Annotated in this window: 21 protein-coding genes; 14 read left to right on the top strand and 7 right to left on the bottom strand. The window is 64.6% G+C overall.

The annotated features are described in order from the left end of the window. Nucleotides 1-152: 152 nt before the first annotated feature. The 8 genes from DEH80_RS00800 (at nucleotide 153) to DEH80_RS00765 (ending at nucleotide 7,735) form a co-directional block, all read left to right on the top strand. The gene (locus tag DEH80_RS00800) at nucleotides 153-530 is read left to right on the top strand and encodes a DUF1304 domain-containing protein (protein ID WP_109718568.1); all 378 of its coding nucleotides are present in this window, start codon (nucleotides 153-155) and stop codon (nucleotides 528-530) included. 4 nt (nucleotides 531-534) lie between these two features. Beyond that, nucleotides 535-1,266, top strand: coding sequence for a DNA-3-methyladenine glycosylase I (locus tag DEH80_RS00795; protein ID WP_109718567.1), 732 nt, complete (start codon nucleotides 535-537; stop codon nucleotides 1,264-1,266). 38 nt (nucleotides 1,267-1,304) lie between these two features. Beyond that, nucleotides 1,305-1,730, top strand: a complete 426-nt coding sequence (locus DEH80_RS00790; RefSeq protein WP_109718566.1) for an acyl-CoA thioesterase — start codon at nucleotides 1,305-1,307, stop codon at nucleotides 1,728-1,730. Then, nucleotides 1,727-2,857 carry a zinc-dependent alcohol dehydrogenase family protein gene (locus tag DEH80_RS00785; protein WP_109718565.1) on the top strand — a complete coding sequence of 377 codons (1,131 nt, stop codon included), beginning with the start codon at nucleotides 1,727-1,729 and terminating at the stop codon, nucleotides 2,855-2,857. Before DEH80_RS00790 ends, DEH80_RS00785 begins: the two co-directional genes overlap by 4 nt. 148 nt (nucleotides 2,858-3,005) lie before the next feature. Beyond that, nucleotides 3,006-4,343 (top strand): nucleotide 5'-monophosphate nucleosidase PpnN, encoded by a 1,338-nt coding sequence (ppnN, locus tag DEH80_RS00780; RefSeq protein ID WP_109718564.1) that lies wholly within the window; start codon nucleotides 3,006-3,008, stop codon nucleotides 4,341-4,343. A gap of 46 nt (nucleotides 4,344-4,389) precedes the next feature. Further along, complete coding sequence (locus DEH80_RS00775) at nucleotides 4,390-5,862, top strand: MFS transporter (protein WP_165831209.1); 1,473 nt, start codon at nucleotides 4,390-4,392, stop codon at nucleotides 5,860-5,862. 142 nt (nucleotides 5,863-6,004) lie between these two features. Continuing rightward, nucleotides 6,005-7,039, top strand: a complete 1,035-nt coding sequence (locus DEH80_RS00770) for a GGDEF domain-containing protein (RefSeq protein WP_165831208.1) — start codon at nucleotides 6,005-6,007, stop codon at nucleotides 7,037-7,039. Nucleotides 7,040-7,141: 102 nt separating this feature from the next. After that, nucleotides 7,142-7,735: a GGDEF domain-containing protein gene (locus tag DEH80_RS00765; protein WP_165831207.1), complete on the top strand. Its 594-nt coding sequence runs from the start codon at nucleotides 7,142-7,144 to the stop codon at nucleotides 7,733-7,735. 8 nt (nucleotides 7,736-7,743) lie between these two features. Here the strand turns inward: DEH80_RS00765 and DEH80_RS00760 are convergent, their stop codons facing one another. Continuing rightward, nucleotides 7,744-8,733: a glutathione S-transferase family protein gene (locus tag DEH80_RS00760; protein ID WP_109718560.1), complete on the bottom strand. Its 990-nt coding sequence runs from the start codon at nucleotides 8,731-8,733 to the stop codon at nucleotides 7,744-7,746. 127 nt (nucleotides 8,734-8,860) lie between these two features. On the opposite strand from DEH80_RS00760, the gene DEH80_RS00755 reads away from it, so the two are divergent. From DEH80_RS00755 to DEH80_RS00730, 6 genes are all read left to right on the top strand, one after another. Beyond that, on the top strand, nucleotides 8,861-9,361 hold the full coding sequence (locus DEH80_RS00755) for a GNAT family N-acetyltransferase (protein ID WP_109718559.1): 501 nt from the start codon (nucleotides 8,861-8,863) through the stop codon (nucleotides 9,359-9,361). A 140-nt stretch (nucleotides 9,362-9,501) separates the two neighbouring features. After that, on the top strand, nucleotides 9,502-10,293 hold the full coding sequence (locus DEH80_RS00750) for a MotA/TolQ/ExbB proton channel family protein (RefSeq protein ID WP_109718558.1): 792 nt from the start codon (nucleotides 9,502-9,504) through the stop codon (nucleotides 10,291-10,293). Between the two features lie 26 nt (nucleotides 10,294-10,319). Next, the gene (locus tag DEH80_RS00745) at nucleotides 10,320-11,225 is read left to right on the top strand and encodes a flagellar motor protein MotB (protein WP_109718557.1); all 906 of its coding nucleotides are present in this window, start codon (nucleotides 10,320-10,322) and stop codon (nucleotides 11,223-11,225) included. A 155-nt stretch (nucleotides 11,226-11,380) separates the two neighbouring features. Next, nucleotides 11,381-12,565: a YbfB/YjiJ family MFS transporter gene (locus DEH80_RS00740; RefSeq protein WP_165831206.1), complete on the top strand. Its 1,185-nt coding sequence runs from the start codon at nucleotides 11,381-11,383 to the stop codon at nucleotides 12,563-12,565. 34 nt (nucleotides 12,566-12,599) lie between these two features. Beyond that, nucleotides 12,600-13,031 carry a MerR family DNA-binding protein gene (locus DEH80_RS00735; RefSeq protein WP_109718555.1) on the top strand — a complete coding sequence of 144 codons (432 nt, stop codon included), beginning with the start codon at nucleotides 12,600-12,602 and terminating at the stop codon, nucleotides 13,029-13,031. Next, complete coding sequence (locus DEH80_RS00730; protein ID WP_109718554.1) at nucleotides 13,028-13,519, top strand: DUF4396 domain-containing protein; 492 nt, start codon at nucleotides 13,028-13,030, stop codon at nucleotides 13,517-13,519. The genes DEH80_RS00735 and DEH80_RS00730 overlap by 4 nt, the downstream gene beginning before the upstream one ends. A gap of 28 nt (nucleotides 13,520-13,547) precedes the next feature. Here DEH80_RS00730 and DEH80_RS00725 read toward each other — a convergent pair whose 3' ends face one another. The 6 genes from DEH80_RS00725 to DEH80_RS00700 all read right to left on the bottom strand — a co-directional run bounded on the left by DEH80_RS00725 (nucleotide 13,548) and on the right by DEH80_RS00700 (nucleotide 22,957). Beyond that, nucleotides 13,548-14,384, bottom strand: coding sequence for an HDOD domain-containing protein (locus DEH80_RS00725; protein WP_165831205.1), 837 nt, complete (start codon nucleotides 14,382-14,384; stop codon nucleotides 13,548-13,550). A 113-nt stretch (nucleotides 14,385-14,497) separates the two neighbouring features. After that, nucleotides 14,498-15,703 carry an acyl-CoA dehydrogenase family protein gene (locus DEH80_RS00720; protein WP_109718552.1) on the bottom strand — a complete coding sequence of 402 codons (1,206 nt, stop codon included), beginning with the start codon at nucleotides 15,701-15,703 and terminating at the stop codon, nucleotides 14,498-14,500. A gap of 22 nt (nucleotides 15,704-15,725) precedes the next feature. Continuing rightward, nucleotides 15,726-17,051, bottom strand: coding sequence for an acyl-CoA dehydrogenase family protein (locus DEH80_RS00715; RefSeq protein ID WP_207774361.1), 1,326 nt, complete (start codon nucleotides 17,049-17,051; stop codon nucleotides 15,726-15,728). A 109-nt stretch (nucleotides 17,052-17,160) separates the two neighbouring features. After that, nucleotides 17,161-20,367, bottom strand: coding sequence for an efflux RND transporter permease subunit (locus DEH80_RS00710; protein WP_109718551.1), 3,207 nt, complete (start codon nucleotides 20,365-20,367; stop codon nucleotides 17,161-17,163). Continuing rightward, entirely contained in the window at nucleotides 20,364-21,518 is a 1,155-nt protein-coding gene (locus DEH80_RS00705) for an efflux RND transporter periplasmic adaptor subunit (RefSeq protein ID WP_109718550.1), read from the bottom strand. The genes DEH80_RS00710 and DEH80_RS00705 overlap by 4 nt, the downstream gene beginning before the upstream one ends. Next, nucleotides 21,515-22,957 (bottom strand): efflux transporter outer membrane subunit, encoded by a 1,443-nt coding sequence (locus DEH80_RS00700; RefSeq protein WP_109718549.1) that lies wholly within the window; start codon nucleotides 22,955-22,957, stop codon nucleotides 21,515-21,517. Before DEH80_RS00700 ends, DEH80_RS00705 begins: the two co-directional genes overlap by 4 nt. Nucleotides 22,958-23,011 lie beyond the last annotated feature (54 nt).

Raw genomic sequence — 23,011 nt, 5'->3', positions numbered from 1 at the left:
GGGAGTCTTGGGCCCTCGGCGCTTCGGCGCCGGGGGCTTTTTGCTATGTGGTCGAATGTCAGCGACGCCTGCCGCATAATGCGCGGCATTGTAGACGTCGGCGTACACAGGCGCTGTCAGCGCCAACGGGCTGGGGAGTCGGGGGAGACCATATGCAGAGCTGGGCACTGGGTTTTGCGGCGTTGGCCGCGGCGCTACATCTGTTGTTTTTTCTAATGGAATCGGTGCTATTCGACCGTCCCGCCGTGCAACGCCGTTTCGGGGTTGCGCCCACCGAAGCGGATGCCGTGCGTCCCTGGGCCCTGAACCAGGGGTTCTACAATCTCTTTTTGTCGCTGGCCGTGATCATCGGCATTGGTTTGTGGCTGACGGGCCGGACCCATAGCGGTCAGGCCGTTGTGCTCACCGGCTGCATGGTGATGTTGGGTGCGGGGATCGTCCTGGCCTGCACAGACCGTCGCATGCGCCGCGCTGCGGCGATACAGGCCGTGCCGCCACTGCTGGCCGTTTTGCTGCTGGTGTCGGGCTGATCGCGTGGCCCGAGCCGAGTCCTTCCAGCGGATTTACGAGCGCGCCTGCCAGCGCAAGGGGGGCGAGGCGGCTGTGGCGTCATTGCTCCCATCGGTGGCCGATGCCGAGACCTTGGCGACGACCGGAGATGATCGCTACCTCAGCCTGATGACCAAACGTGTCTTCCAGGCCGGATTCGCCTGGCGGGTGATCGAGCAGAAGTGGTCCGGGTTTGAGGCCGCGTTCGGCGGTTTTGATCCGGCGCATTGCGCGGCGCTGGATGCCGATGCCATCGAAGCGCTGGCGCGCGACCAGCGCATCGTACGGAACAAGCAGAAAATCAACTCCGTGCCGCGTAACGCGCGCTTCGTGCTTGATGTCGCGGAGGCCGAGGGCAGCTTTGCGGCCTGGCTGGCCGCCTGGCCGGTCGAGGACACGACCGGCCTGTGGCGTGAGCTGGCACGGCGTGGCCAGCGGCTTGGTGGCATGAGCGGCTGCATCTTCCTGCGCATGGCGGGCAAGGACACGTTCCAGCTCACCGGCGACGTCGTCGCATTGCTCATCGCCAACGAAGTCGTGACCCGTCGGCCCAGTACCCGTGCCGAGCTGGCGGCCTGCCAACAACAGTTCAATACCTGGGCCGCCGAATCCGGCCGGCCGCTGGCGGAGATCAGCCGCATTTGTGCGTTGTCGGTGGGCGATCAGCGCCTGCGCGCTGATGAGCCGCCGCCTCCGTTCTTGCTGGACCCCGACTAGCCCGGTCCGACCTGCCCGATCCCAACCTGCGACACACCATGATTCAAGCTGACGATTTTCCACACCAACTGACGATTCCTACTCGCTGGAAGGACAACGATGTCTACGGACACGTCAACAATGTCGAGTATTACAGCTACTTCGATACGGTCATCAACGACTACCTGATTCGGGCTGGCGGGCTGGATATCCACACCGGGGCCGTGATCGGCTTGGCCATCGAAACCGGCTGTAAGTTCCATCGCTCACTGGCGTTTCCGGAGCAGGTGAGGGCCTGCCTGCGGGTTGATCACCTGGGTAACAGCAGCGTGCGTTACGGCATCGGTTTATTCGGCGAGACCAGCGAGCAACCGGCCGCCGAAGGCCACTTCGTGCACGTCTTCGTCGATCGCGAAACCCGCCGTCCGGTGCCCATTCCCGACGCGCTGCGAGCCGCACTACAACAACTGGAGGTCACATCATGAGAACCACCCGCGCTGCGATACTGCGAGAGATGGGCGCACCCGCCCCCTATGCGCAAAGCCAGCCCCTGGAGATCCGCGAGGTGCAGTTGGCGCCGCCAGGTGCCGGTGAAGTCACGGTTCGCATCCGTGCCGCCGGGCTTTGCCATTCGGACCTGTCGGTCATCAACGGTTCGCGCCCCCGGGTCATGCCCATGGTGCTCGGGCACGAGGCGGCGGGTGAGGTGGTCGAAGTCGGTCCGAATCCGGGTGGACTCAAGGTCGGCGATCACGTCGTTTTTTCCTTTGTGCCGGTTTGTGGTGAATGCCCAGCCTGCTCCGAGGGACGACCGGCCATGTGCGCCCCCGGCGCGGTGGCCAACGGCGGCGGCAGCCTGCTCAGTGGGGCGCGGCCGTTTGCCGATGACCAGGGCGAGTTGCATCACCACCTCGGCGTGTCTGCATTTGCGGATCACACGACCGTCTCGGCCAAATCCTGCGTGGCGATCGACCCGACGCTGGATTTCCGGATCGCGGCACTGTTCGGTTGTGCGGTCATGACCGGCGTCGGCGCCGTGGTGAATACGGCCAAGGTCGAGCCGGGCACCAGCTGTGCCGTGTACGGGCTGGGCGGCGTGGGGCTGGCGGCATTGATCGGTGCGCGCGCCAGCGGTGCCAATCCGCTGGTGGCCATCGACTTGTCTGATGACAAGCTGGCACTGGCGCGCAGCTTGGGCGCCACGCATACGGTGAATGCCGGCGATGCCGATGCCCTGGAACAGGTGCGCGCCATCACCAACGGCGGGGCGCGAACCGTGGTCGAATCGGTGGGCAGCGCCAAGGTGTTGGAGACGGCCTATGCAGCCACCGGACGGGCGGGTACCACGGTGACGGTCGGGCTGCCGCATCCCGATGCCCGGCTGGACATCCAGGCGGTCAGCCTGACCGTGGACGAGCGTGTGCTGCGTGGCAGCTACATGGGGTCGGCGATTCCGAGCCGGGATATCCCTCGCTTCATCGCCATGTACCAGGCGGGGCTGCTGCCGGTGGACAAGCTGCTGTCCCACACGCTCAAGCTGGAAGAGATCAACGAGGCCTTCGACGTGCTGGATCGCGGCGAGGCCGTGCGGCAGGTCATCGTATTTGACTAGCGGAGCATCGCAGCGGCGAGCCGGCAGAGACGTCGGGCCGTCGCTGTGATTCAATCGTCGCTCAGTACGCGGGGGCGGGTCATCGACATGCTCCCCACCACCAGCCGGCCCAGACCGGTGGCGGAACCGACCTGAGACGAGCGAGACGATGGACGCTGATATTGGCCCACGCGGCCGCCTGAGATTGCTATCGCGGCGTGAAGTAGCCGCGTTSTCCTCGACCGAAGCGGGCGGGCTGCACGATCAATTCCGTGCCTGCGCGCTTGCCGTGCTGAATATCGGCAGCGAGCTGGATGATGCCGCCGCGGTGATGGAGCGCTACGCCAATTTCGACGTGCGCATCCGCGAGGAACCCCGGGGGATTCGGCTGCAGCTGATCAATGCACCGGACCAAGCCTTTGTCGATGGCGAGATCATCGAGGGCATCCGCGAGCACTTGTTCAGCGTGCTGCGAGACCTGGTCGCCGCAGCCAATATTCCGCAGCTCGATACGCCGGCATCGGTGACCGACGGTGTGTTTGAGTTACTTCGAAATGCCGGCGTCATCCATGCCGGTGAACGCGATCCGCTGGTGGTCTGTTGGGGTGGGCACGCCATTGGTCGTGATGAGTACGACTACACCAAGGAAGTCGGTCATGCCCTGGGGCTGCGGGGCATGGATGTCTGTACCGGCTGCGGCCCCGGCGCGATGAAAGGGCCGATGAAGGGGGCGGCCGTCGGCCATGCCAAACAACGGCTGGGCAGCGGTCGGTTCCTCGGCGTCACCGAACCCGGCATCATCGCGGCGGAACCGCCGAATCCCATCGTCAACGAACTGGTGGTGCTACCGGACATCGAGAAGCGCTTGGAGGCCTTCGTACGCCTGGGGCATGCGATCATCGTGTTCCCGGGCGGGGTCGGTACCGCGGAGGAAATTCTCCATCTGCTAGGCATTCTGCTCGATTCGCACAATGCCTCCATGCCGTTTCCGGTGATCTTCACGGGGCCGTCGACCGCGCGGCCCTATTTTCAGCAGCTCCATGCGTTCATTGGCGCCACGCTGGGCCAGGCCGCCCAACGCTTGTACCGCATCGTCATCGATGATCCCATCGCCGTGGCCCGAGCCGTGGGCGAGGGCGCCAACCAGGTGTTCGATTGGCGCGAACAGGCCCGTGATGCCTTCGGGTTCAACTGGAAGCTGCGCATCGACGCCCAGTTCCAGACCCCGTTTGTTCCCACGCATGCCGCCATGTCTGGTCTCAACCTGCACCGGGACCAGTCCAGCAGTGACCTGGCGGCCAATCTGCGCCGGGCGTTCTCCGGCATTGTGGCCGGCAATGTGAAACCGGCGGGCATCCAGGCGGTGGCCGAGCATGGTCCGTTCGAACTGCGCGGCGAGCCGGCGATTGCCGGCGAGCTGGACGCCTTGCTGCGCAGTTTTGTCGAGCAGCGCCGGATGCGCTTGCCGGGGGCCGAGTACGTGCCCTGTTATCGCATCATGCGGTAAACCTGCAGGGCATTGTTCATCCAGAAAACACGCACAGGGAGGTGCGGTGACTGAACTACAAGCCAGGGTCTCTGGACGCATTCGCCTGTTCTACGGCATCGGCTCGGTGGCCGAGGGCATCAAGGACACGGCATTCAGCGTGTTCCTGTTGTTTTTCTATAACCAGGTGTTGGGATTGTCCGGCAGCCTGGCCGGGCTGGCGATTCTCATCGCGCTGTTATTCGATGCGGTGTCCGACCCGCTGCTGGGCGCCTGGTCGGATGGATTGCGCAGTCGCTGGGGGCGCCGCCACCCCTTCATGCTGGCCGCTGCACTGCCGTTCGGGCTGGGGTTGTGGGCTTTGTTCGCGCCGCCCGCCGGCCTGGACGAGCCCGCCTTGTTTGCCTGGCTGCTGGGGTTTTCCATTCTGGTGCGCCTGAGCCTGACGGCGTACTCCGTGCCCAGCAATGCCATGCTGCCCGAAATGACGCCGCATTATGACGAGCGCACAGAGCTGGTCGCGCTGCGGTTCCTGTTCGGCTGGCTGGCCGGGCTGGGGATTGCCACCTTCGGCTATTTCGCGTTGTTCGCGATGCAGCCCGGGGGCGGTGACGGCCGGCTGTCGGCCGAGGCGTATGCCCGCTACGGGGCAACCAGCGCCGTCATTGCAACGCTGGGTGTGCTGCTGTGTACCTGGGGGACGCGCCGACTCATCCCAGAACTGAAGCAACGCATGGTGGAGCGCCCCCTGCGAATGCAAACCTTGCAGCAGGACCTGCGGGCCGTATTCGCCAATAAAGCGTTTCGCATGCTGTTCGCCGGGGCCCTGTGCTCGGCAGCAGGCTGGGGGTACATCAACGCCACCAGTTTTTACATCAACACTTACTACTGGGGTCTGAGTTCCACACAGATCGGCGGACTGAGTCTGAGTCTCTACCTCGGTCTGTTCATCGCCTTTGCGATCACGCCGGTCATCAGCCGGGAGAGTGACAAGCGAGACGCCGCTGTCCGACTGTCGCTGTTCGCCTTGCTGTTCGGCCCGGCACCGATCCTGGCGGCCATGTTGGGTTGGATGCCACCCAAGGGGTCCAGTGACCTGACCATCGCATTGTTTCTGCACACCGGGTTGCTGTTCGTCGCGCTGATTTCGGTGAGCATGCTCTGTGCCTCGATGATTGCCGACATCACCGATCAGAATGAGCTGCAGACGGGGCAGCGGCACGAGGGCCTGCTGGCTGCAGTCATGACCTTTGTGATCAAGGCGACCTCGGGTTTGGGGACATTGCTGGCGGGTGTCGTGCTGGATCTGATCGCCTTCCCCGGTGCGGTGGTGGCGCCGTCGCCAGGGGGCGAGTCGCCAACGGTGGTCGTGGATGCATCCACGGCAGATGCACTGGGTGCCGTCGTGGCCTTGCTCATGCTGGGGCTGTTCGCGCTGTCCGTCTGGTGTCTGTCACGCTACCCCCTGCGGCGCGATCAGCACGCGGACATTCTGGTCGAACTCCGCCGCTTGTCGTCAGAACGCCCCGTCAAGCGTTGAACAGGGTTTCTGCGCCGTCTCATTCAGGTAGGCTAGCGACCATTGTGCAGGTTGCCAGCGTGGAATGTGCTGGTCTGCATGCCCCCTATCAGAATCTGGCGGGCCGATTGGAACCCGGCACAAGCGCCTCCGAGGGATTGCAATGGCCGAGTTCATCGAGTCACTCCGCGAGCATCTACGCCGCGAAGTCAGTGACATCCACGGCATCAATATAGATGAGGTCGATCACACGCTGCAGCGCGTGCTGGCCCTGGTGGCTGGCGGTGCGGCGTCGCGTTTCGCGTGGTTGTCGATGCTGGTGTCAGACCATCTGGTTCCCGTGGCGGCGGTGGGCCTCGACCCAACGGGTGTGACGGCCGCAGATGCACCCGAGTGGGAGGTCGTGCGGACCGGCAAGCCGATCAGAGTCCATCACCTGTCCGAGCTGGACACCGAGGCGGCCCGGTCGATGGTGCAGGGGCCACACCGTATGTGTTCACTCGCGGCCTATCCGGTGTTTACGGTCTTCCAGCAGTCCACGATTGGTGTGCTGGTGGTGGCCCATGATCGGCCGCGCACCTACCCACGGATGCAGCAACGCGTGATCCACGACGGCGTCCGCGTCATCGAAGACGTGCTGTCACTACGCACCGAATCGATTCGCGATCCGCTGACAGGTTGCTATAACCGCCGGCATTTTGATCGCCAGATGCAGAACGAATGGCGCCGGGCCAACCGGGACCACCTGCCGCTGAGCTGCGCGATTATCGATGTCGATCACTTCAAGCGGTTCAACGATACGGCCGGGCACGCGGAGGGTGATCAGGTGCTGCGCCAGATCGGCCAGGCTCTGGCCTCGCGAACCCGGCGGGCGGGTGACCTGGTCTGCCGCTACGGGGGGGAGGAGTTTGGTGTGATCCTGCCCAACACCCCGGGCGATGCGGCGGTGGCCCTCATGGATGAGCTACGCCGCGCGGTGCAGGACATGGAGATCGAGCACCCGGCACTCGAGGGCGCGCCGGTGTCCATTTCCGTGGGCGTGGCCACGGCCACCAGTTTCGAGGAAGTGCTGCGCAACGATGCCGAGTACTACATGGAACAGGCGGATCAGGCCTTGTACCGCGCCAAGGATGGGGGGCGCAACCGGGTGTTCGCGGCCTGGGAACAGGGGGCTGAGGAACAAAGCGCGAGCGCTTAGCCCATACCGTCATTTCCCTGGTTGCAGGATGCGTGGACAACCCCGCTCGTCCGGGGGCATGCTTGCGCCTCCGCCTAGCTAGGCGAACTGCGAGGTCGGTGCGTGCAGAATCTCAGTCAGGTCAAACAGTGGCGCCGAGCGGTCGATCCGGCCGTTGAACTCGAAGGGTTCGATCCCACCACGGGCCTGGCCGGGCGTGACCTGCTGCTCGAGCGACTGGAGCGCCAATGGGTCTGGTGCACCGAACGTCAGCTTGCGCTGTGCCTGCTGCTGATCAACATCCGGCAATTTTCACTGATCCGGAAGCAGCGGGCCGAGGACATCGACCAGGCGCTGATCGCCGTGGGTCAGGTGGTCTCCGACGCTTTGCGGCGTCGGGCGGATTTCGCCGGGCATATCCGTGCCGGTGAGTTCAGCGCCCTTCTGGCGGATGTCACCCGCGATGGGGCCATGCATGTTGCCGAGACCATGATTCGCGCGGTCCGTGAAGCCCGAATCCCCATGCCGGGTCTGCCCGATCAAGTGGTGGAAGTGGCTGTCGGCGGTGCCTGCTATGTGCCGACGGCCAATCATTTTTCCAAGACACTCGTCACCCAGGCCGATGAGGCGCTGGCCGAGACGCGCCGGCACGCAGACGGCCGCGCGGTGATTCACGGCATGGCCAACAAGCCTGATATCGCCCGGGGGGGCTGGTAGCAAGGTCCTTAGGCGTTGCCGGATAACACTTCGCGGCCATGTGGGGCGTTGAAGTCGAGTTCCGGGCCGATGGGGACCACGCCACTGGGGTTAACGGCCGGATGGCTGCCGTAGTAATGACGCGCAACGTGGGTCAGATTGACCGTCGATGCAATCTCCGGCCATTGGTAGAGATCGCGTGTGTAGGCCCATAGATTCGGGTAGTCGATCAGGCGTCGCCGGTTGCACTTGAAATGCCCGTGATAGGCGGTGTCAAAGCGCAGCAGCGTCGGAAACAGACGCCAGTCGGCCTCTGTTGGCTGGTCGCCGGTCAGAAAGCGTCGGCTGGCCAGCTGACGCTCCAGCCAGTCCAAGCTGTCGAACAGCGGAACAACGGCTTCGTCATAGGCGGCCTGGGTCGAGGCAAAGCCGGCTTTGTAGACCCCATTGTTCACGGTGTCGTAGATGCGCTTGTTCAGCGCATCGATGTCGTCACGCAGTGGCGCCGGGTAGTAGTCGCCCGGGGTGGCGCCCACCGTATCGAAGGCGGTGTTGAACATCCGAATGATTTCGGCCGATTCGTTGTTGACGATCGTTCGGCGTTGCGTGTCCCACAGAATGGGGACGGTGACGCGGCCGGTCATGTTCGGGTCGGCGGCCAAGTAGACGTCCTGTAGCCGTGGCAGGCCCATGAGTTTGTCGCCGGTGACGCCTTCACCCGGTTCGAACGTCCAGCCCTCTGATCCCATGTGCCAGTGGACCACGGACACATCGATCATCTGATCCAGCCCTTTCAGCGCGCGGAAGATCAGGGTGCGGTGCGCCCAGGGGCAGGCGTAGGACACGTACAGGTGATAGCGGCCGGGTTCTGCCGCAAACCCGCCGTCGCCCGAGGGGCCGGGCTGGCCGTCTGGCGTGACCCAATGACGAAATGCCTGTTCCTGGCGTTTGAAGCGGCCACCATGCTGGTCGGTGTCGTACCACTGGTCATGCCACTGACCGTCGATGAGTAAACCCATGTGGTTGCTGTTGGCTGAAATGCGCGACCGACGCTAACCGACTTTGCGTGTCGACGCACGGCGCTGTCCACCACAGGGCATACTCGTGGCCGTGTTCTGTCGAGCAGGCCCGACGCGGGTCAACACCATGTCCAATCTGCAGATGCGCGATGCCACGGTCGACGATGCCGCCACCCTGGCCGCGATCTACAACCCCTTTATCACGGAGACCGTGGTCACGTTTGAAGAAACCGTGGTCACGGCCGATGACATGGCCGCACGGGTCACCACGCTGCAGGACCAGGGCTTGCCCTGGCGCGTGATCGAGCAGCAGGGCCGGGTGCTGGGGTACGCCTATGCCGGGCGCTGGCGCAGCCGAGCCGCCTATCGGTATGTCGCGGAGTCAGCGATTTACCTCGGGGAGGCGTCCCGTGGACACGGGCTGGGGACGCGGCTTTATCAAGACTTGTTCGGGCAGCTGCGCGCCCGGGGCCTGCGCGTGGTCATGGGCGTGATTGCCCTGCCGCATCCGGCCAGTGTCGCGTTTCATGAGCGCCTGGGATTCCGACAAGCCGGCTTGTTCCCTCGGGTCGGCTACAAGTTCCAGCGCTGGATCGATGTGGGCTACTGGCAGCTGGAACTGAGCTGAGCCGACGGCCGTCGTGCTGCGGGCGTTCTGGCCGGGTCTTCGAGCCCTGGGCGCTGCGCGTGACCGGTTCTGTTCAAGTGTCGCCGAATGCCGCCGATAGACAGCTGCACCCCGGACAATGCGCGAAATAGGCGGCAAACATGGATCTCGCGACCCTCATCGGTCTGATCGTCGGACTGGCACTGATTATCGGCTCCATGGCCATGGGCGCCGGCCTGGCACCATTTATCAACGTGCCCGGACTGCTGATCGTGATCGGCGGTGCCTTTTGCGGCACGCTGATCCGCTTTCCGATTGGTGAATGCTTCGGTGCGTTCGGCACCGCGATCAAGACGGCTTTTTCGTACAAGGGCGCCGATCCTTATCAGCTGATCGACACGGTCAAGGAAATGGCCGACCTGGCGCGAAAGAAAGGCATGCTGGCGCTGGAAGAGGCCGAAGTGCCGGATCCGCTGCTGGGCAAGGGCATCCAGATGTGTGTCGACGGCCACGATGCCGACTTCATCAAGGAACTCCTGGGTAAGGAAATCACCGCGTCGATCAAGCGGGCCGAAATGGGCGAGAAGGTGTTTCGGGCCATGGGCGATGCCGCGCCGGCTTTCGGCATGATTGGCACGCTGGTCGGCCTGGTGCAGATGATGGCGACGCTGTCCGACCCGTCCGGCATCGGGCCTGCGATGGCTGTCTCGCTGCTGACCACGCTGTACGGGGCCATGCTCTCCAACATGTTTTTCCTGCCCATCGCCGACAAGCTGGCGATGCGCGCGGAGCAGGAGATGGACACTCGCCAGCTCATCGTCGAATCGGTGGTCGGAATTCGTGAGGGCACCAGTCCCCGCCTGTTGGAACAGTGTCTCAAGGCCTGCTTGCCGAACGGAGAAAACACCAAGGCCGCGAATGATGGCGCCGAGGGCGAGCCCGCGGCGGCCTGATCCGTCCGGACAAGCAGACCATCACCATGTTCGAGAATCCGAAGAAGAAAGAGTCCAAGGGCGCCGATGTCCCGCTGTGGATGGCGACCTTTGCGGACATGATGTCGCTGATGATGTGCTTCTTCGTGCTGCTGTTTGCCCAGGCGAAGATGGACGAGGCCAAGTACGAATCGGTCATCGGGTCGTTGCGGCAGGCATTCGGCGGCGTGCAGTTCATCTCGCCTCGTGACGACTCTCAGAAGGGCCTGGAAGCCGGCATCGTGTCCGGCACCGGGCATAACTCCATGCCGACACAACAGGTGCGAACGGTAGAGAAGGTGGTGTCGAGCACGGCAGGCGAGGATCTCTACAAGAAACTCAAGGAAGGCCTGAAGGAAGACATCGAGGCCGGGCGCGTCATCCTGGAACGCAACCGCGATCAGGTCATCGTCCGCTTCCCGGAGCACGTCTCGTTTCCCTCGGGCAGTGCCCGCCTGGTGAGTGGGGCCACGGACCTGATTCGTCGGGTGGTCCGACTCATCGATGCCGAATCGCAGCAGGTCACGGTGGCGGGTCATACCGACAACATTCCGCTGCGCGGTGGCGGCGGGTTCTCATCCAATTGGGACCTGTCGGCGGCTCGGGCCGTGTCGGTGGCCGAACGCGTGCTGGAAGTCGGTTCTATTCAGGATTCGCAGCTCATCGTCAGCGGTTTCGGTTCGTCGCGACCGCTGGTGGATAACAGCACCCGGGAGAACCGCGCGCGCAATCGCCGGGTCGAGATCATCGTGGCCTATCGCCAGGATGTGGAAAGCGGGGAGCCCGGCCTGCCGATTCTTGAATCGACCGATCTCAATGCCGACATCGAAGTCGAGACGTCGCAGGCCGATCCCGAGGACGAGTCCAGCGGGCTTTGGGACGCGCTGGCCCGCGAGGAGCAACCCGGCGGTTAACGCCGCTGCGGTGGCCGTTGGTCACGCGCGCCCACGGCCTTTGGAGGCAGTCGGCCGAGACGTCGCAGGTGGTTTCCGCCACAATGCCCGGCCAATGATTCTCTGCGCCCCCTTCAATCCCCTGTCGACACCTTGCACCGGAGCAGGCAACGCCCGTGCTTGAGGTTGGTCGCGAGCAGCGTCGTGCGGCGCAGACACTGGGTTTTTGTTCGACCCTGGTCGGTATTGCGCTGGGGCGATTCGCCTATCCGCCGCTGATTCCCGTGATGATCGACGCGGGCTGGCTAACGCCGGCCGAGGCCGCGCACGCCGGGGCGGCCAATCTGGTTGGTTATTGTCTTGGCGCGGTTCTGGCGCTGGTGGCACCGCGGATGCCGCATCGCCCGCTGGTGGTATCGGCGCTGATGTTGACCGTGCTGAGCTTTGTCGCCTGTGCCTTGCCGTGGGGTGTGAACTGGATGAGCGGTTGGCGATTCGTGGCCGGCATGACGGGCGCCTGGCTGATGGTGCGCGGCGTGAGTACGGCGTTGACGGCCGTGGGGCCTGCGCAGCGGGCGCGGGTCAGCGGGGTGACCTTTACCGGTATCGGCCTGGGCACTTTATTAACCGCCTGCGTGGCCACGGCGTTGCCGTGGATCGGCCCGACGACCGCCTGGCTCGCCATGGCCGTGATGGCGGCGATCCCCGCTTGGGTGGGGTTGTTGGCTTGGCGACGTCTGCGGGGGGCGCCCATGCCAGAGGATGCCAGCGCGCAGCCGGCGCAGGTCTTGGGTTGGTGGATGTTGGCGCCCGTCTTCATCGTGCTGGCCTACGCGGTGGAAGCCATTGGCATCGTGCCGCACGGTGTGTTCTGGGTAGATTTTTTGGTCCGGGAACGGGGGATGAGCCTGGGCTTTGCGGCCTTGCAGTGGTGGGTGGTCGGGCTGGGGTCCTTGTTCGGCCCCACGCTGATCGTCCGCATCGCGGGTCATGTCGGCATTGGTCGGATGCTGCTGCTGTGCTACGCCGTGACCGCTGTTGCGGTGGGTGTTCCCACGCTAACCAGCAACCCCGTGCTGTTCACATTGTCGAGCCTGACCATCGGTGCGCTGGTGCCCGGTGCGGTCTCCATGACCTCGGCGGCGCTGGCGGAGATTGCGGGTGCCGCCGCGCACGCCCGGTGGTGGGCTAGCGCGACGCTGGCCTTTGCCATCGGACAGGCCAGCGGTGCGGCGGCCATGGCGCGTTGGTACGGTGAGACCGAACTGTATGCCCCCTTGTTTGTCGCCGGTGCCGTGGCCGCCTTGATTGCCCTGATCCTCGGCATGGCCGGACTTTCGGCGCGTCGCCACTACGCTTGACTCTGTAGTCGACTCCAGGCTTTAAACTCGTGGCATGAACACGAGCAAGCCATTGACCATCGGCCGGTTGGCGCGAGCCACGGGGCTTAGCGTCGAGACGATCCGCTATTACGAGCGCGAAGGCATTCTGCCCGAGCCGCAGCGGACCGCGGCCAACTACCGTCTGTATCCCACCGACAGCATCGAGCGTCTGCGCTTTGTGCTGCGTGCCAAGACCCTCGGCTTCTCGCTGGCTGAAATCCGGACCTTGCTGGGCCTGCAGGGCGGCGGCGATCGTGCGGCGGTCCGCGCCTTGGCGCAGGCACATCTAGAGGATATCGAACGGCGCATTCGTGACCTCAACGCCATGCGCCGGGTCTTACGCCAAGCGGTTGCCGATTGCGATGGCCAGGGCTCAACCGTTGGCTGTCCCATTATTCAGGCCATCGAGGCCGATGCAGCATCATCTCAGGAGGGCATCACATGAGTTCATCGGAACACGCCCATTGCAGCCATGAATCATCCCCGGCGGAGACACAGGGCGCCCCGGGCGGCCATGGCACGCTGGGCATGTCGGTGCATGCCACGCTGCACTGCCTGACCGGTTGCTCCATCGGTGAGATCACCGGGCTGGCCATCGGGGTGTCGCTGGGCTGGCCGGTGTGGGCCACCATTGCGCTGGCGACAACCCTGGCCTATATCTCGGGCTTTACGCTGGGGCTATGGCCCTTGGTCCGGCGTGGACACGGCTGGCGCGAGGCCTTCGGCATCATCTGGATTGGTGAGGCGACGTCGATCGCGGTGATGGAGATCGCGATGAACACGGCGGATTACCTGGCTGGCGGCATGACCGCACCCAGCTTGGCGCATCCGGGATTCTGGATCGGATTGGCCGTGGCGATTCCGGCCGGGTTTCTGGCTGCCTGGCCCGTGAACTGGTGGCTGCTACGCCGCAATCTCAAGGCCTGTCACTGATCGGGGCGCACGGCGGGAGTCGACCGCTTCAGGACTCCAGCAGCATGTTCTCCAGCCCGTTCGACAGTTCGTTGATCGGCGGCAGACTCCAGACCTGGTCGATCCGGATACCCACGCGGTTCAGGGTGTAGCCGTTGACCGGTGGCTCCATCCGGATCACCGACGCGGCCGCCAGCACGGAGCCGACGGCCACAATCGCGCCCAAGGCCGAGAACGGCTCGGCGTTGTCCGGATCGCCCGCGGCCTTGAGGCCAGCGGCCAGTTCTTCGGGAAAATGCCAGTGCTCGGCCAACAACGCGCTGGTGGATGCGAAATCAAAGCCGAGCTGCTTGCGTTCGGCCTCTGCGCGTGCGGGCGTGCAATAGGGTTCGGCGCCATCAAGCTGGAACAGCTCCATGGGTTGCGCCCAGCGCATGAGCAGCTCGCCCACCGGGTAGATGATGCCGGCGGCGAAGGCCATTTCCGGCTCCACCTCCTCGCTGGGGCCACTGGCACTGCCCAGTTTGGCCAGCTCCCGTGACGCAACGGCCGTGTATACCGCGTGCCGCCAGAACGTGGGCTTGTCCATGCCGGGCGGTGTCTGCATCGAGCCGACCAGACCACAGCCCACCACCAGATTGCGAACGCGCTCAAAGCCCAGGTGCATCACCGCATCGCCAATGCTGCCGATGCTGCGGCTGCGATGAAAATAGGCGGAATTCGCCATGCGCAGGACTTTGGCGCTAATCACCGGATCGGTTTCGATCAGGCCGGCGATTCGCGCGGTTTCCACGTCTTCTTCCTGAAAGGACGTCATCAGTTCATGCACAACCTTGGGGACGGTTGGCAATTTGTTGACATGGGTTAGCAGTTGTTCGGCAGACATGGTGATTAAACCTCTCAATGGCCTTGTAGCTATCGGCCGGTCGTCCGAGGTCTTAAGTGCCGATTTGCGCCGGGAACAGGCTGCGCGGTGCAGCGCGTTCCCGGCGGCTTGGCTTATTTGAGTTCGGCCGAACTCTTGCCCAGCAGGCGACGGGCGATGATCAACTGCTGGATTTGCTGCGTGCCTTCGAAGATGTCGAGAATTTTGCTGTCCCGGGCCCATTTTTCGAGCAGGCTGTCTTCGGTGTAGCCAAAATTGCCGCAAAGCTCGACGCATTTGAGGCTGATGTCCACGCAGGAGCGACCGGCTTTGGCCTTGGCCATGGAGGCCTGCAGCGAGTTGGGTTTGCGGTTATCGGCCATCCAGGCGGCTTCCATCATCAGCAGGCGTGCGGCCTCGAAATCGGCCTCCATGCGGATGAATTCGGCGGCGGCAGCGGATTGCTGCGTCACCAGCTGGTCATAGTCGATGTCCACCCCAGCGGATTCGAGCGTCTTGCGGGTCTCTTCCAGCGCGGCCCGGGCCAGGCCAATGGCCATGGCGGCGACCAGCGGGCGGGTGTTGTCGAAGGTCTGCATGACCCCGGCAAAGCCCTTTTCGACATTGACCGTGGGGTCGCCGAGCAGGTTGTCTGCCGGCACCCGGCAATCCTTGAGCACGAACGCAGCCGTGTCGGAGGACTTGATGCCCAGCTTCTTTTCCAGCCGGACGAGTTCGAAGCCCGGCGTGCCCTTTTCCACGACAAAGGATTTGATCGCGGCCCGGCCGGCGGATTTGTCCAGCGTGGCCCAGACCACGACCAGATCGGCGCGCTCGCCGGCCGTGACGTAGATCTTCTCGCCGTTGAGGATGTACTCGTCGCCATCTTTCACAGCGGTGGTGCGTATCGCCGCCGAATCCGAGCCGCAGCCCGGTTCGGTAATGGCCATGGCGGCCCAGCGGCCGGCGAAGCGCTCAAGCTGCTCTTCGTTGGCCACCGAGGCGATGGCCGAGTTGCCCAGACCCTGACGCGGCATGGACAGCAACAGGCCGACATCGCCCCAGCACATTTCGATGATGCCCAGTGCCGTGGACAGATTGCTGCCGTTGCGATTGCTGTCGTCGTCGGATTTCTCCCGACGAACGCCCGCCGCCCCGGCGCCCTGACCGCCACCGTCGTTCATGCCGTCGACCAGCGAGGCCAGCATATCCAGCTCCTTGGGATAGCTGTGCTCGGCGCGGTCGTACTTGCGCGAATTGGCGCGCAGCACTTCCTTGGACACCTGATGCGCCTGACGAACCAGGCCGGTGAATTTCTTCGGAACTTCAAGATTGATCATTGTCTGTTCTCCGTCGCGGCGCTCAGACGAGCAGGCCGCCCTCCATGACGCCGATGGCCCGCAGGTCGCGATACCAGCGTTCGACCGGATATTCCTTGGTAAAGCCGTGGCCACCGAGCAGCTGCACACCGTCGGAGCCGATCTGCATGCCCTTCTCAACGCAAAGACGGCGGGCCACGGCGGCCTCACGGGCGTAGTCCTTGCCCTGTTCCGCCAGACTGGCCGCCCGCAATGTGGTCAGGCGCATACCTTCGAGTTCGATCGCGATGTTCGCGACCATGAAGGCCACCGACTGGCGGTGACTGATTGGCTCGCCAAAGGCCTGACGCTCATTGACATAGGGAATGACGTAGTCCTGCACGGCCTTGCCCGCTCCGATGGCCATGGCACACCAGGCCAGACGGCTGAGTCGGACGCATTCCCGGTAGTTGGCCTGTGCCTGTTCGGCCGAGGCTCCCAGGCGGGCGTCCTCGGGGACGACCAGCTCATTGAACTGCACACGGCCGGTGGCTGCCGCCCGCAGGCCCATGGCCGGATCATCGGCGATCTGAATGTGCTCGGGACTGGATTCCACCACAAACAGTGCCGGGCCTTCGCCCTCAACCTGTGCGCCGACGACGAATAGTTCGCACTGCTTGGCGTTGGGCACCAGCGACTTGATGCCGCTAATCGACCAGCCGCCCTCAACACGGCGGGCCGTGGTGGTCGGTGTCATGGGATCGAATAGCGGGGTGGGCTCGGTGAGTGTTAGCGCGGCCACCGGCGAGGATTCTTCGGTGAATGCGGGCAGGTAGCGTGCCTGTTGTTCGGCGTTGCCCCATTGCACCAGCGCCTGGCTGACAGCTGACGGGGCCAGACAGGCCCAGGCCAAGCCCATGTCGCCATGCGCCAGGGCCTCGGCGACGAGCACGTTGGTGACGGTGTTGCGCTCGGTGCCGGCACCACCCAGTTCTTCCGGAATGCCGAGAATGGCGATGCCCAGCTCGTTGGCCATCTCCAGCAGTTCGCCACTGGCCGCGCAGGCCTCGTTGGCCTCTTCGGCCGCAGGACGCAGCGCCTCGGTCGCAAAGCGCTGGGCGGCGTCCTGTAGCATCGCCTGGTCTTCGCTGGGCGTCAGATCGAACAGGCCGGGGTCGCCGGCCTTGGGTAGGCGTTGTGCCTGGCCGGGCTGGCCGCTGCGTTTGAAGCTGCGTGCCGCCGCTGCGGCCACGCCGAATCCTGTGCGGGAGGCGTGGTAGATCGCCCGCTCACTTTGGCGGCGAATCCCTAGTCGGTCCAGCAGGCTGCCGCCAGCCAGGCGGTTCAGCACGCGCAGGCCGCGGGCCATGCTCTCATCTGCAAAGCTCATCCGTGTCGGTCTCGGTCAAAACGTGAGGCACGGACAATAGTCGGCAGGGTGCGGGCTGTCCTTGCCCGCACAGACTGACGGGGGCGGGCAGACCAGCCAATGCGGGCGCTTAGGCCAGCTCGTCTTCCTGTTCGGGGTGCTCGGCGCCCCCAAAGCGGTCGGCCAGCCAGTCACGCAAATCCTCGATGACCAGGAATACCGCCGGTACCAGCAGCAGGATGATGACGGTGGCAAACAAGATGCCGAAGCCCAGGCTAATGGCCATGGGGATGATGAAGCGGGCCTGCAGCGAGGTCTCCAGAATCATCGGCGCCAGTCCCAGGAAGGTGGTTAGCGAGGTCAGCACGATGGGGCGGAACCGCCGCTGGCCAGCGCGGATGATGGCGTCGCGTTTGCTCATGCCCTCGCGGTGATAGCGATTGGCTGCGTCGATGAGCACCAGCGAGTCATTCACCACAACGCCCGACAAGGCCACGATCCCGAATAGCGAGACAAAGCTCATCTTGTAGCCGAGCAGCAGGTGGCCGACGATGGCGCCAACCATGCCGAAGGGGATGGCCGACATCACGATCACCGGCTGCAGATAGCTGCGAAACGCCATGGCCAGCAACACAAAGATGCCGATCAACGCCAGCACGAAACCCCGGCCGATGGCCGAGGATGACTCGGCCTCGTCACGGTTGGCGCCTTCGAAGCTGTATTCCAGCCCGATGTAGCGATCCATGAGCGCAGGCAGGGAGTCCCGCTCCAACTCGGCGATGACATCGTTGGTCTGGGTGGTGTTGGTATCGACGTCGGCCGTGACATTGAGCACGCGTCGCCCCTGATCACGGCGAATCGTGGTGTAGGCCTGGCCGCGTTCGATCTGGGCGATCTCACGTAGCGGGGCCAGCCCCCCGGCGGGCGTCCGGATCAGCAACTCCTCCAGCGTGGCTTCTTCGGCCCGCTCGGCCTCGGGTAGGCGCACCATGACCCGGACTTCGTCGCGGCCGCGTTGCTGGCGCAGCGCCTCGGCTCCGAAGAAGGCGCCTCGGACCTGGCGACCCACTTCGGCTGCGGTCAGCCCCAGCGTCTTGCCGGCCGGTGTGAGGGTGATGTCCAGCTGCTCCTTGCCCCCGGAGTAGCCGTTGTCGATGTCCGACAGGCCGGAGAAGCGCTGCAAGCGCTCGACCAACGCATCAGCTGCCTGCTCGAGCGTGGCGACATCGTGATGCTTGAGCTGGATGGTCAGATCCGAACCCGCGCCCGGACCGGTGGTGTAAATGAAATTGGTCCGTTCGACGCCAGGAATCTGCTGGACTTTTTCGCGCCAGCGGTCGGAAAACGCCTGCGCCGTGACGGTTCGCGTCTCCCAGGGTGACAGCGAGACCTGCACGCTCATCAGATGGCTGGAGCCCAGGCCATTACTCTCGCGGTAGGCAGGGGACAGGCTCGGTTGCGAGCCCAGCTCGGTGATCACCGATTCGATGATGTCGGCGTCGTCGGGGTACTCGTCCAGTGTGGCGTATAGCGCCGAGACGGCCTCGTCGAGCACCTCGCGGGTGCGGTCGATGTTGGAGCCGTAGGGCACCTGGATGTTGGCAAAGATGAAGTCGGCCTCGATGTTCGGGAAGAACTCGGCCTTGACGCGACCACCCGCCACCAGCCCGATGGAGGAGACAAACACGGCGATGCCCAGGGCAATGACAATAGTGCGGTGTGACGTCGCCCAGCGTACGACCGGGGTGTAGCGTTGTTCGATGACACGCTCCATCCAGGCTGCCACGCGGTGCTGGATTCGAACCAGATACCCTTCGACCCCGGTGTTCTTGGGGTGTCGGGAATGCGCGAGGTGGCTGGGCAGGATGAGCAGCGATTCAACCAGCGACATCAGCAGGACGCAGATGACGATGGCAGGTAGCACACGGAAGAAATTGCCGGCCGGCCCCGGTACGAACAACAGCGGCGAGAAGGCAACGATGGTCGTCAGAATCGCGAAGGTGACCGGGGTGGCGACGCTGCGTGCGCCGAGCACCGCCGCCTTTAGGCGCCCATGGCCGAGCTCGCGTTGGTGATAGATGTTTTCGCCGACGATGATGGCATCGTCGACCACGATGCCCAGCGTCACGATGAAACCGAACAGCGAGATCATGTTGAAGCTGACGTCCATGGCCGGCATGAGCAGCATGGCGCCGAGGAAGGAGATGGGGATGCCCAGCGTCACCCAGAACGCCAGCCGCGGCTCGAGAAACAGCGTCAGCAGCACGATGACCAGGACAAAGCCGAGAAAACCATTGCGCAGCAGCAGGTTGATCCGGTCTTCGTAGAACTCCGAGTCGTCGTAAACCGTGTCGGCCGCCAGCCCCTCCGGCAGGCGCTGATTCAGCGTATCCGCATATTCCCTGACCGCTGCCGAGACGCTGATCGGTGTCTGCTCGCCGACGCGAAACACTTCCAGCGTGACCGCAGGCCGGCCATTGAAGGTGGTCTTGAGATAGGAATTGTCGGAGAACCCATCGCGCAGTTCGGCAATGTCGCCCAGCGTCAGCACACTCCCGTCGCGACTGGTGCGCAGCGGAATATCCAGGAACTCGTCGGCAAATTTGCGGCGCTCGTCTAGTCGCACCAGTACCTCGCCACCTTCCGTGCGGATGGCCCCGCCGGGCAGTTCCACGGCGTAGGCCTGAATGCGGTCGGCGATCTCCGGCAGCGACAGGCCGTAGGCATGCAGGGCGCTGGACGGGACCTCGATGGAGATTTCCCTTGGCGGTGCATTGGTGAGCACCACTTCGGTGATGTCATTGCGATTGAGCAGATCCGTCCGGGCGCGCTCGGCCAGCTCACGCAGCGTGGCCAGGTCCGTCTCACCATGGAGGATCAGGGAGATGACCTTGGCCTTGATAGCAATCAGACTGGTGATGGGCCGTTCGGCGTCCTCGGGAAAGCTGGTGATCCGATCAACCGCGTTCTTGATATCGGAGGTGATCTTGTTGGCATTGCTGCCCGTGACGATCTCGGCGATAACCACGCCAGCGCCTTCGTAGCTGCTGGATTCCACCGTCTTGACCCCGTCGATGCTGCGCACGGCATCCTCGACGGCGAGAATCACGCCCTGCTCGACCTCCTCCGGGCTTGCACCGGGGTAGGCGATGTCAATGGTGACGATGTCGGCATCGAACTCGGGGAAGACCTCCTGCTTGACGCCACTGCCGATAATCCAACCACCGATGAGCAGCACCAGCATCAGCAGGTTGGCCGCAACCGGATTGGCGGCCATCCATGCCAGAGGACCGGTCAGCCAGGCGGGTCGGGAACTCGCTGGACCGGTTGCGCTCATGCGTCGCCATCCGTGCCGGACTCTGCCAGTCGCACGCCCATGCCATCCACGGCCAGGGGCAGCCGCGTCAGGACGATGCGGTCACCGGCATCCAGTCCGTCGCCGGCGGGCACGAACACGGTGTCGCGTCCACGCCAGACGATCTTCAGCTGGCGGCGCTCCAGCGTCAGATCCTCGGTCAGACGCCAAACCGAATCCTGTCCGACCAGTGCGGCCCGCGGGACAGCCAGTGTGTTGTCGAGCTGTCGACCCAGCAAATGCACATCAACAAAGGCGCCGACCAGCAGCGGGGTCGGGCCCTCCAGCGGGTCGGGCACCTCGACCAGCACGCGCGCCATGCGACCCTCGGGATCCAGGTCGCCCAGCACTCGAACAACCCGGCCCTGGCGTTGGCTGCGGGTGTTCGGTTGACGAATCTGCGCCTTGGCGCCCCCCTGGCCGGCCGCATCGGGCAGATCGATCCATTGCAGCCGATCTACCGGAATGCTGACCTGAACCCGGAACCGCTCCGATCCCAGCAAGCGCCCCAGCTGCTGGCCGGCATTAATCACCTGACCGGCCTCGACGGCTTCGCTTTGAATCACCCCATCAAACGGGGCCACGACCCCGCTGCGCTCGAGGTTGAGCCGAGCCTCCCGAAGCTGCGCCTCGGCGGCCTGGACATTGGCTTGGGCGGCAGCCAGCTGGGGTTCGCGGCGGGCCAGCGCGCCGTTGCGGTTGCTGTCGTCAAATAGCGTCCACTCCCGTTCGGCGACTTCAACGCGGCCCTGCTCCAGCGCAAGCTCGCTGCGGGCACGCGCCAGCTCGGCCTTCGCGCGGGCTACCGCCAGCTCCAGTCGTTCCGGTTCCAGCTGGACCAGGACTTCACCCGCCGCCACGCGCCCCCCGGGAACAAAGTTGCTCCCAACCGCGGCGACGCGCCCGCCGACTTCAGCGGTGATGAGCACGTCACGGGCGGCCTGCACGCTGCCGGTGGCGTCGACTTCGATGCGGTGTGTTGCTGCATCCAGGGTCACGGTTTCCACCAACGGTGCGGCGGGGCCGGTGTCCGTCTTGCCGGGTTGGGGCCGGGTTTTGACCAGCCCCATCATGATGACAATGCCCAGTCCGACGATGCCGACGAACAGCAGTACTTTGGTCCAAGGTTTCATTCGGGTTCCCCAGTGGGCGTCGTGGCCACGATGGACCAGTCGCCTCCCAGCGCGCGGTGCAGCTGCACACGGAACGACAACAGCTGGCGCTTGGCGGTCAAGAAAGATTGTTCATCGGCCTGGAGTGTCGTCAGGGCCGTGAGCACGGGCAGGTAGTCGGACAGTCCATTGGCGTAGCGCTCGCGCGTGGCGTCGAGCAAGGATTGGCTGGCCACCAGGCGCTGCGACAGGGCGTCAACGTGGCGGCGTTGCTCCTGTTCCTGCAGCAGCGCGTTCTCGACCTCGACCATGGCGTCCAACAACGACTGCTCGAACTGCGCCAGTGCCTCACGGAGCACGGCGTCGGCACGCCGCACGGCGGCTGCGCGCCGCCCGGCGTCGAACACCGGCCCCACGAGGCCGGCGGCCACGCTCCAGATGAGGTCGTCGAATACACGGTCTGAGGACTGGCTCTGGTAGCCCGCATCGGCGGTTAGTCGCAGGCTGGGCAGTCGATCCGCCACGGCCACGCCGACCCGGTGGTCAGCCGCCAGTACACGACGCCAGGCGGCCATGACATCAGGTCGATGCAGGAGCAGGTCGGCCGGCAAGCCCGCGGCCGGTACGGGTGGCAACTGCGGCAGGCTGGACGGCGTCTGAATGCGCAGCAGGCCGGGTGGCTGGCCCGCTAGCGCCGCGAGCTGGTTGCGTAGGACACCGGCCTGCGCCTTGAGCAGAGGTGCCTGGCTGCGCACGCCGGCGACCTGTTGTTCCTGCTGGCGGATGCCGACGATAGAGCCCGCGCCATATTCGAAGCGCAGCCGGGTCAGTTCAAGAAAGCGCGCATTCAGATCGGCCTGGGACCGGGTGAGTCGCAGCCGTGCCTCGGTTTCAATCAGGCTGAGCCAGGCTTCGGTGACCTGCGCCGCAATGCTATGGGCAGCGGCGGTGGCGTCGAGTGCAGCCGCCTCCGCATCCAGGCGGGCGGCCTGGCGACCATGACGGACCCGCCCCCAAAGGTCCAGCTCGTAGGCCGCGCTGGCCGACAGGCTGTATTGGTTGTTGATGGTCTGGATTCGTTGGTCGCCGATGAAGACGACATTGTTGCCGCGGCTGGCGCCACCGGACAGCTCCAGCGTGGGATAGAACAATGCGGTTTGCTGGCGAAGCACGGCTTCGGTTTGCTCAATGCGGGCAAGGGCCGCGCGCAACTGCCGGTTCTGCGTCAGTGCATCGGTCACCAGCGCATTCAGACCGGGTTGCTGGAATCGAGTCCACCAGCGGGGGTCGCCAGACGGCGTGATCGCGTCCGGCGCCCGGGTGTTCCACGCCGCCGGCAGCGTGAGTCCATCATCCGGTGCACGGTCCACGGAATGAACGCAGGCCGACAACAGGGTGGCAGACAACAGGAGCGCGCCGGCTCGCCGCAGCGACGGGCTGGAAAAAGTCAGAACTGGCATCGCGTCAGTATCGCATGTTGCACTGCGTAAACCAGACAGCCGTGCAGTGAGCGG

This window comes from Abyssibacter profundi (assembly GCF_003151135.1).
Taxonomy (GTDB): domain Bacteria; phylum Pseudomonadota; class Gammaproteobacteria; order Nevskiales; family OUC007; genus Abyssibacter; species Abyssibacter profundi.
This window is presented reverse-complemented; position numbering and strand designations above follow the sequence as displayed.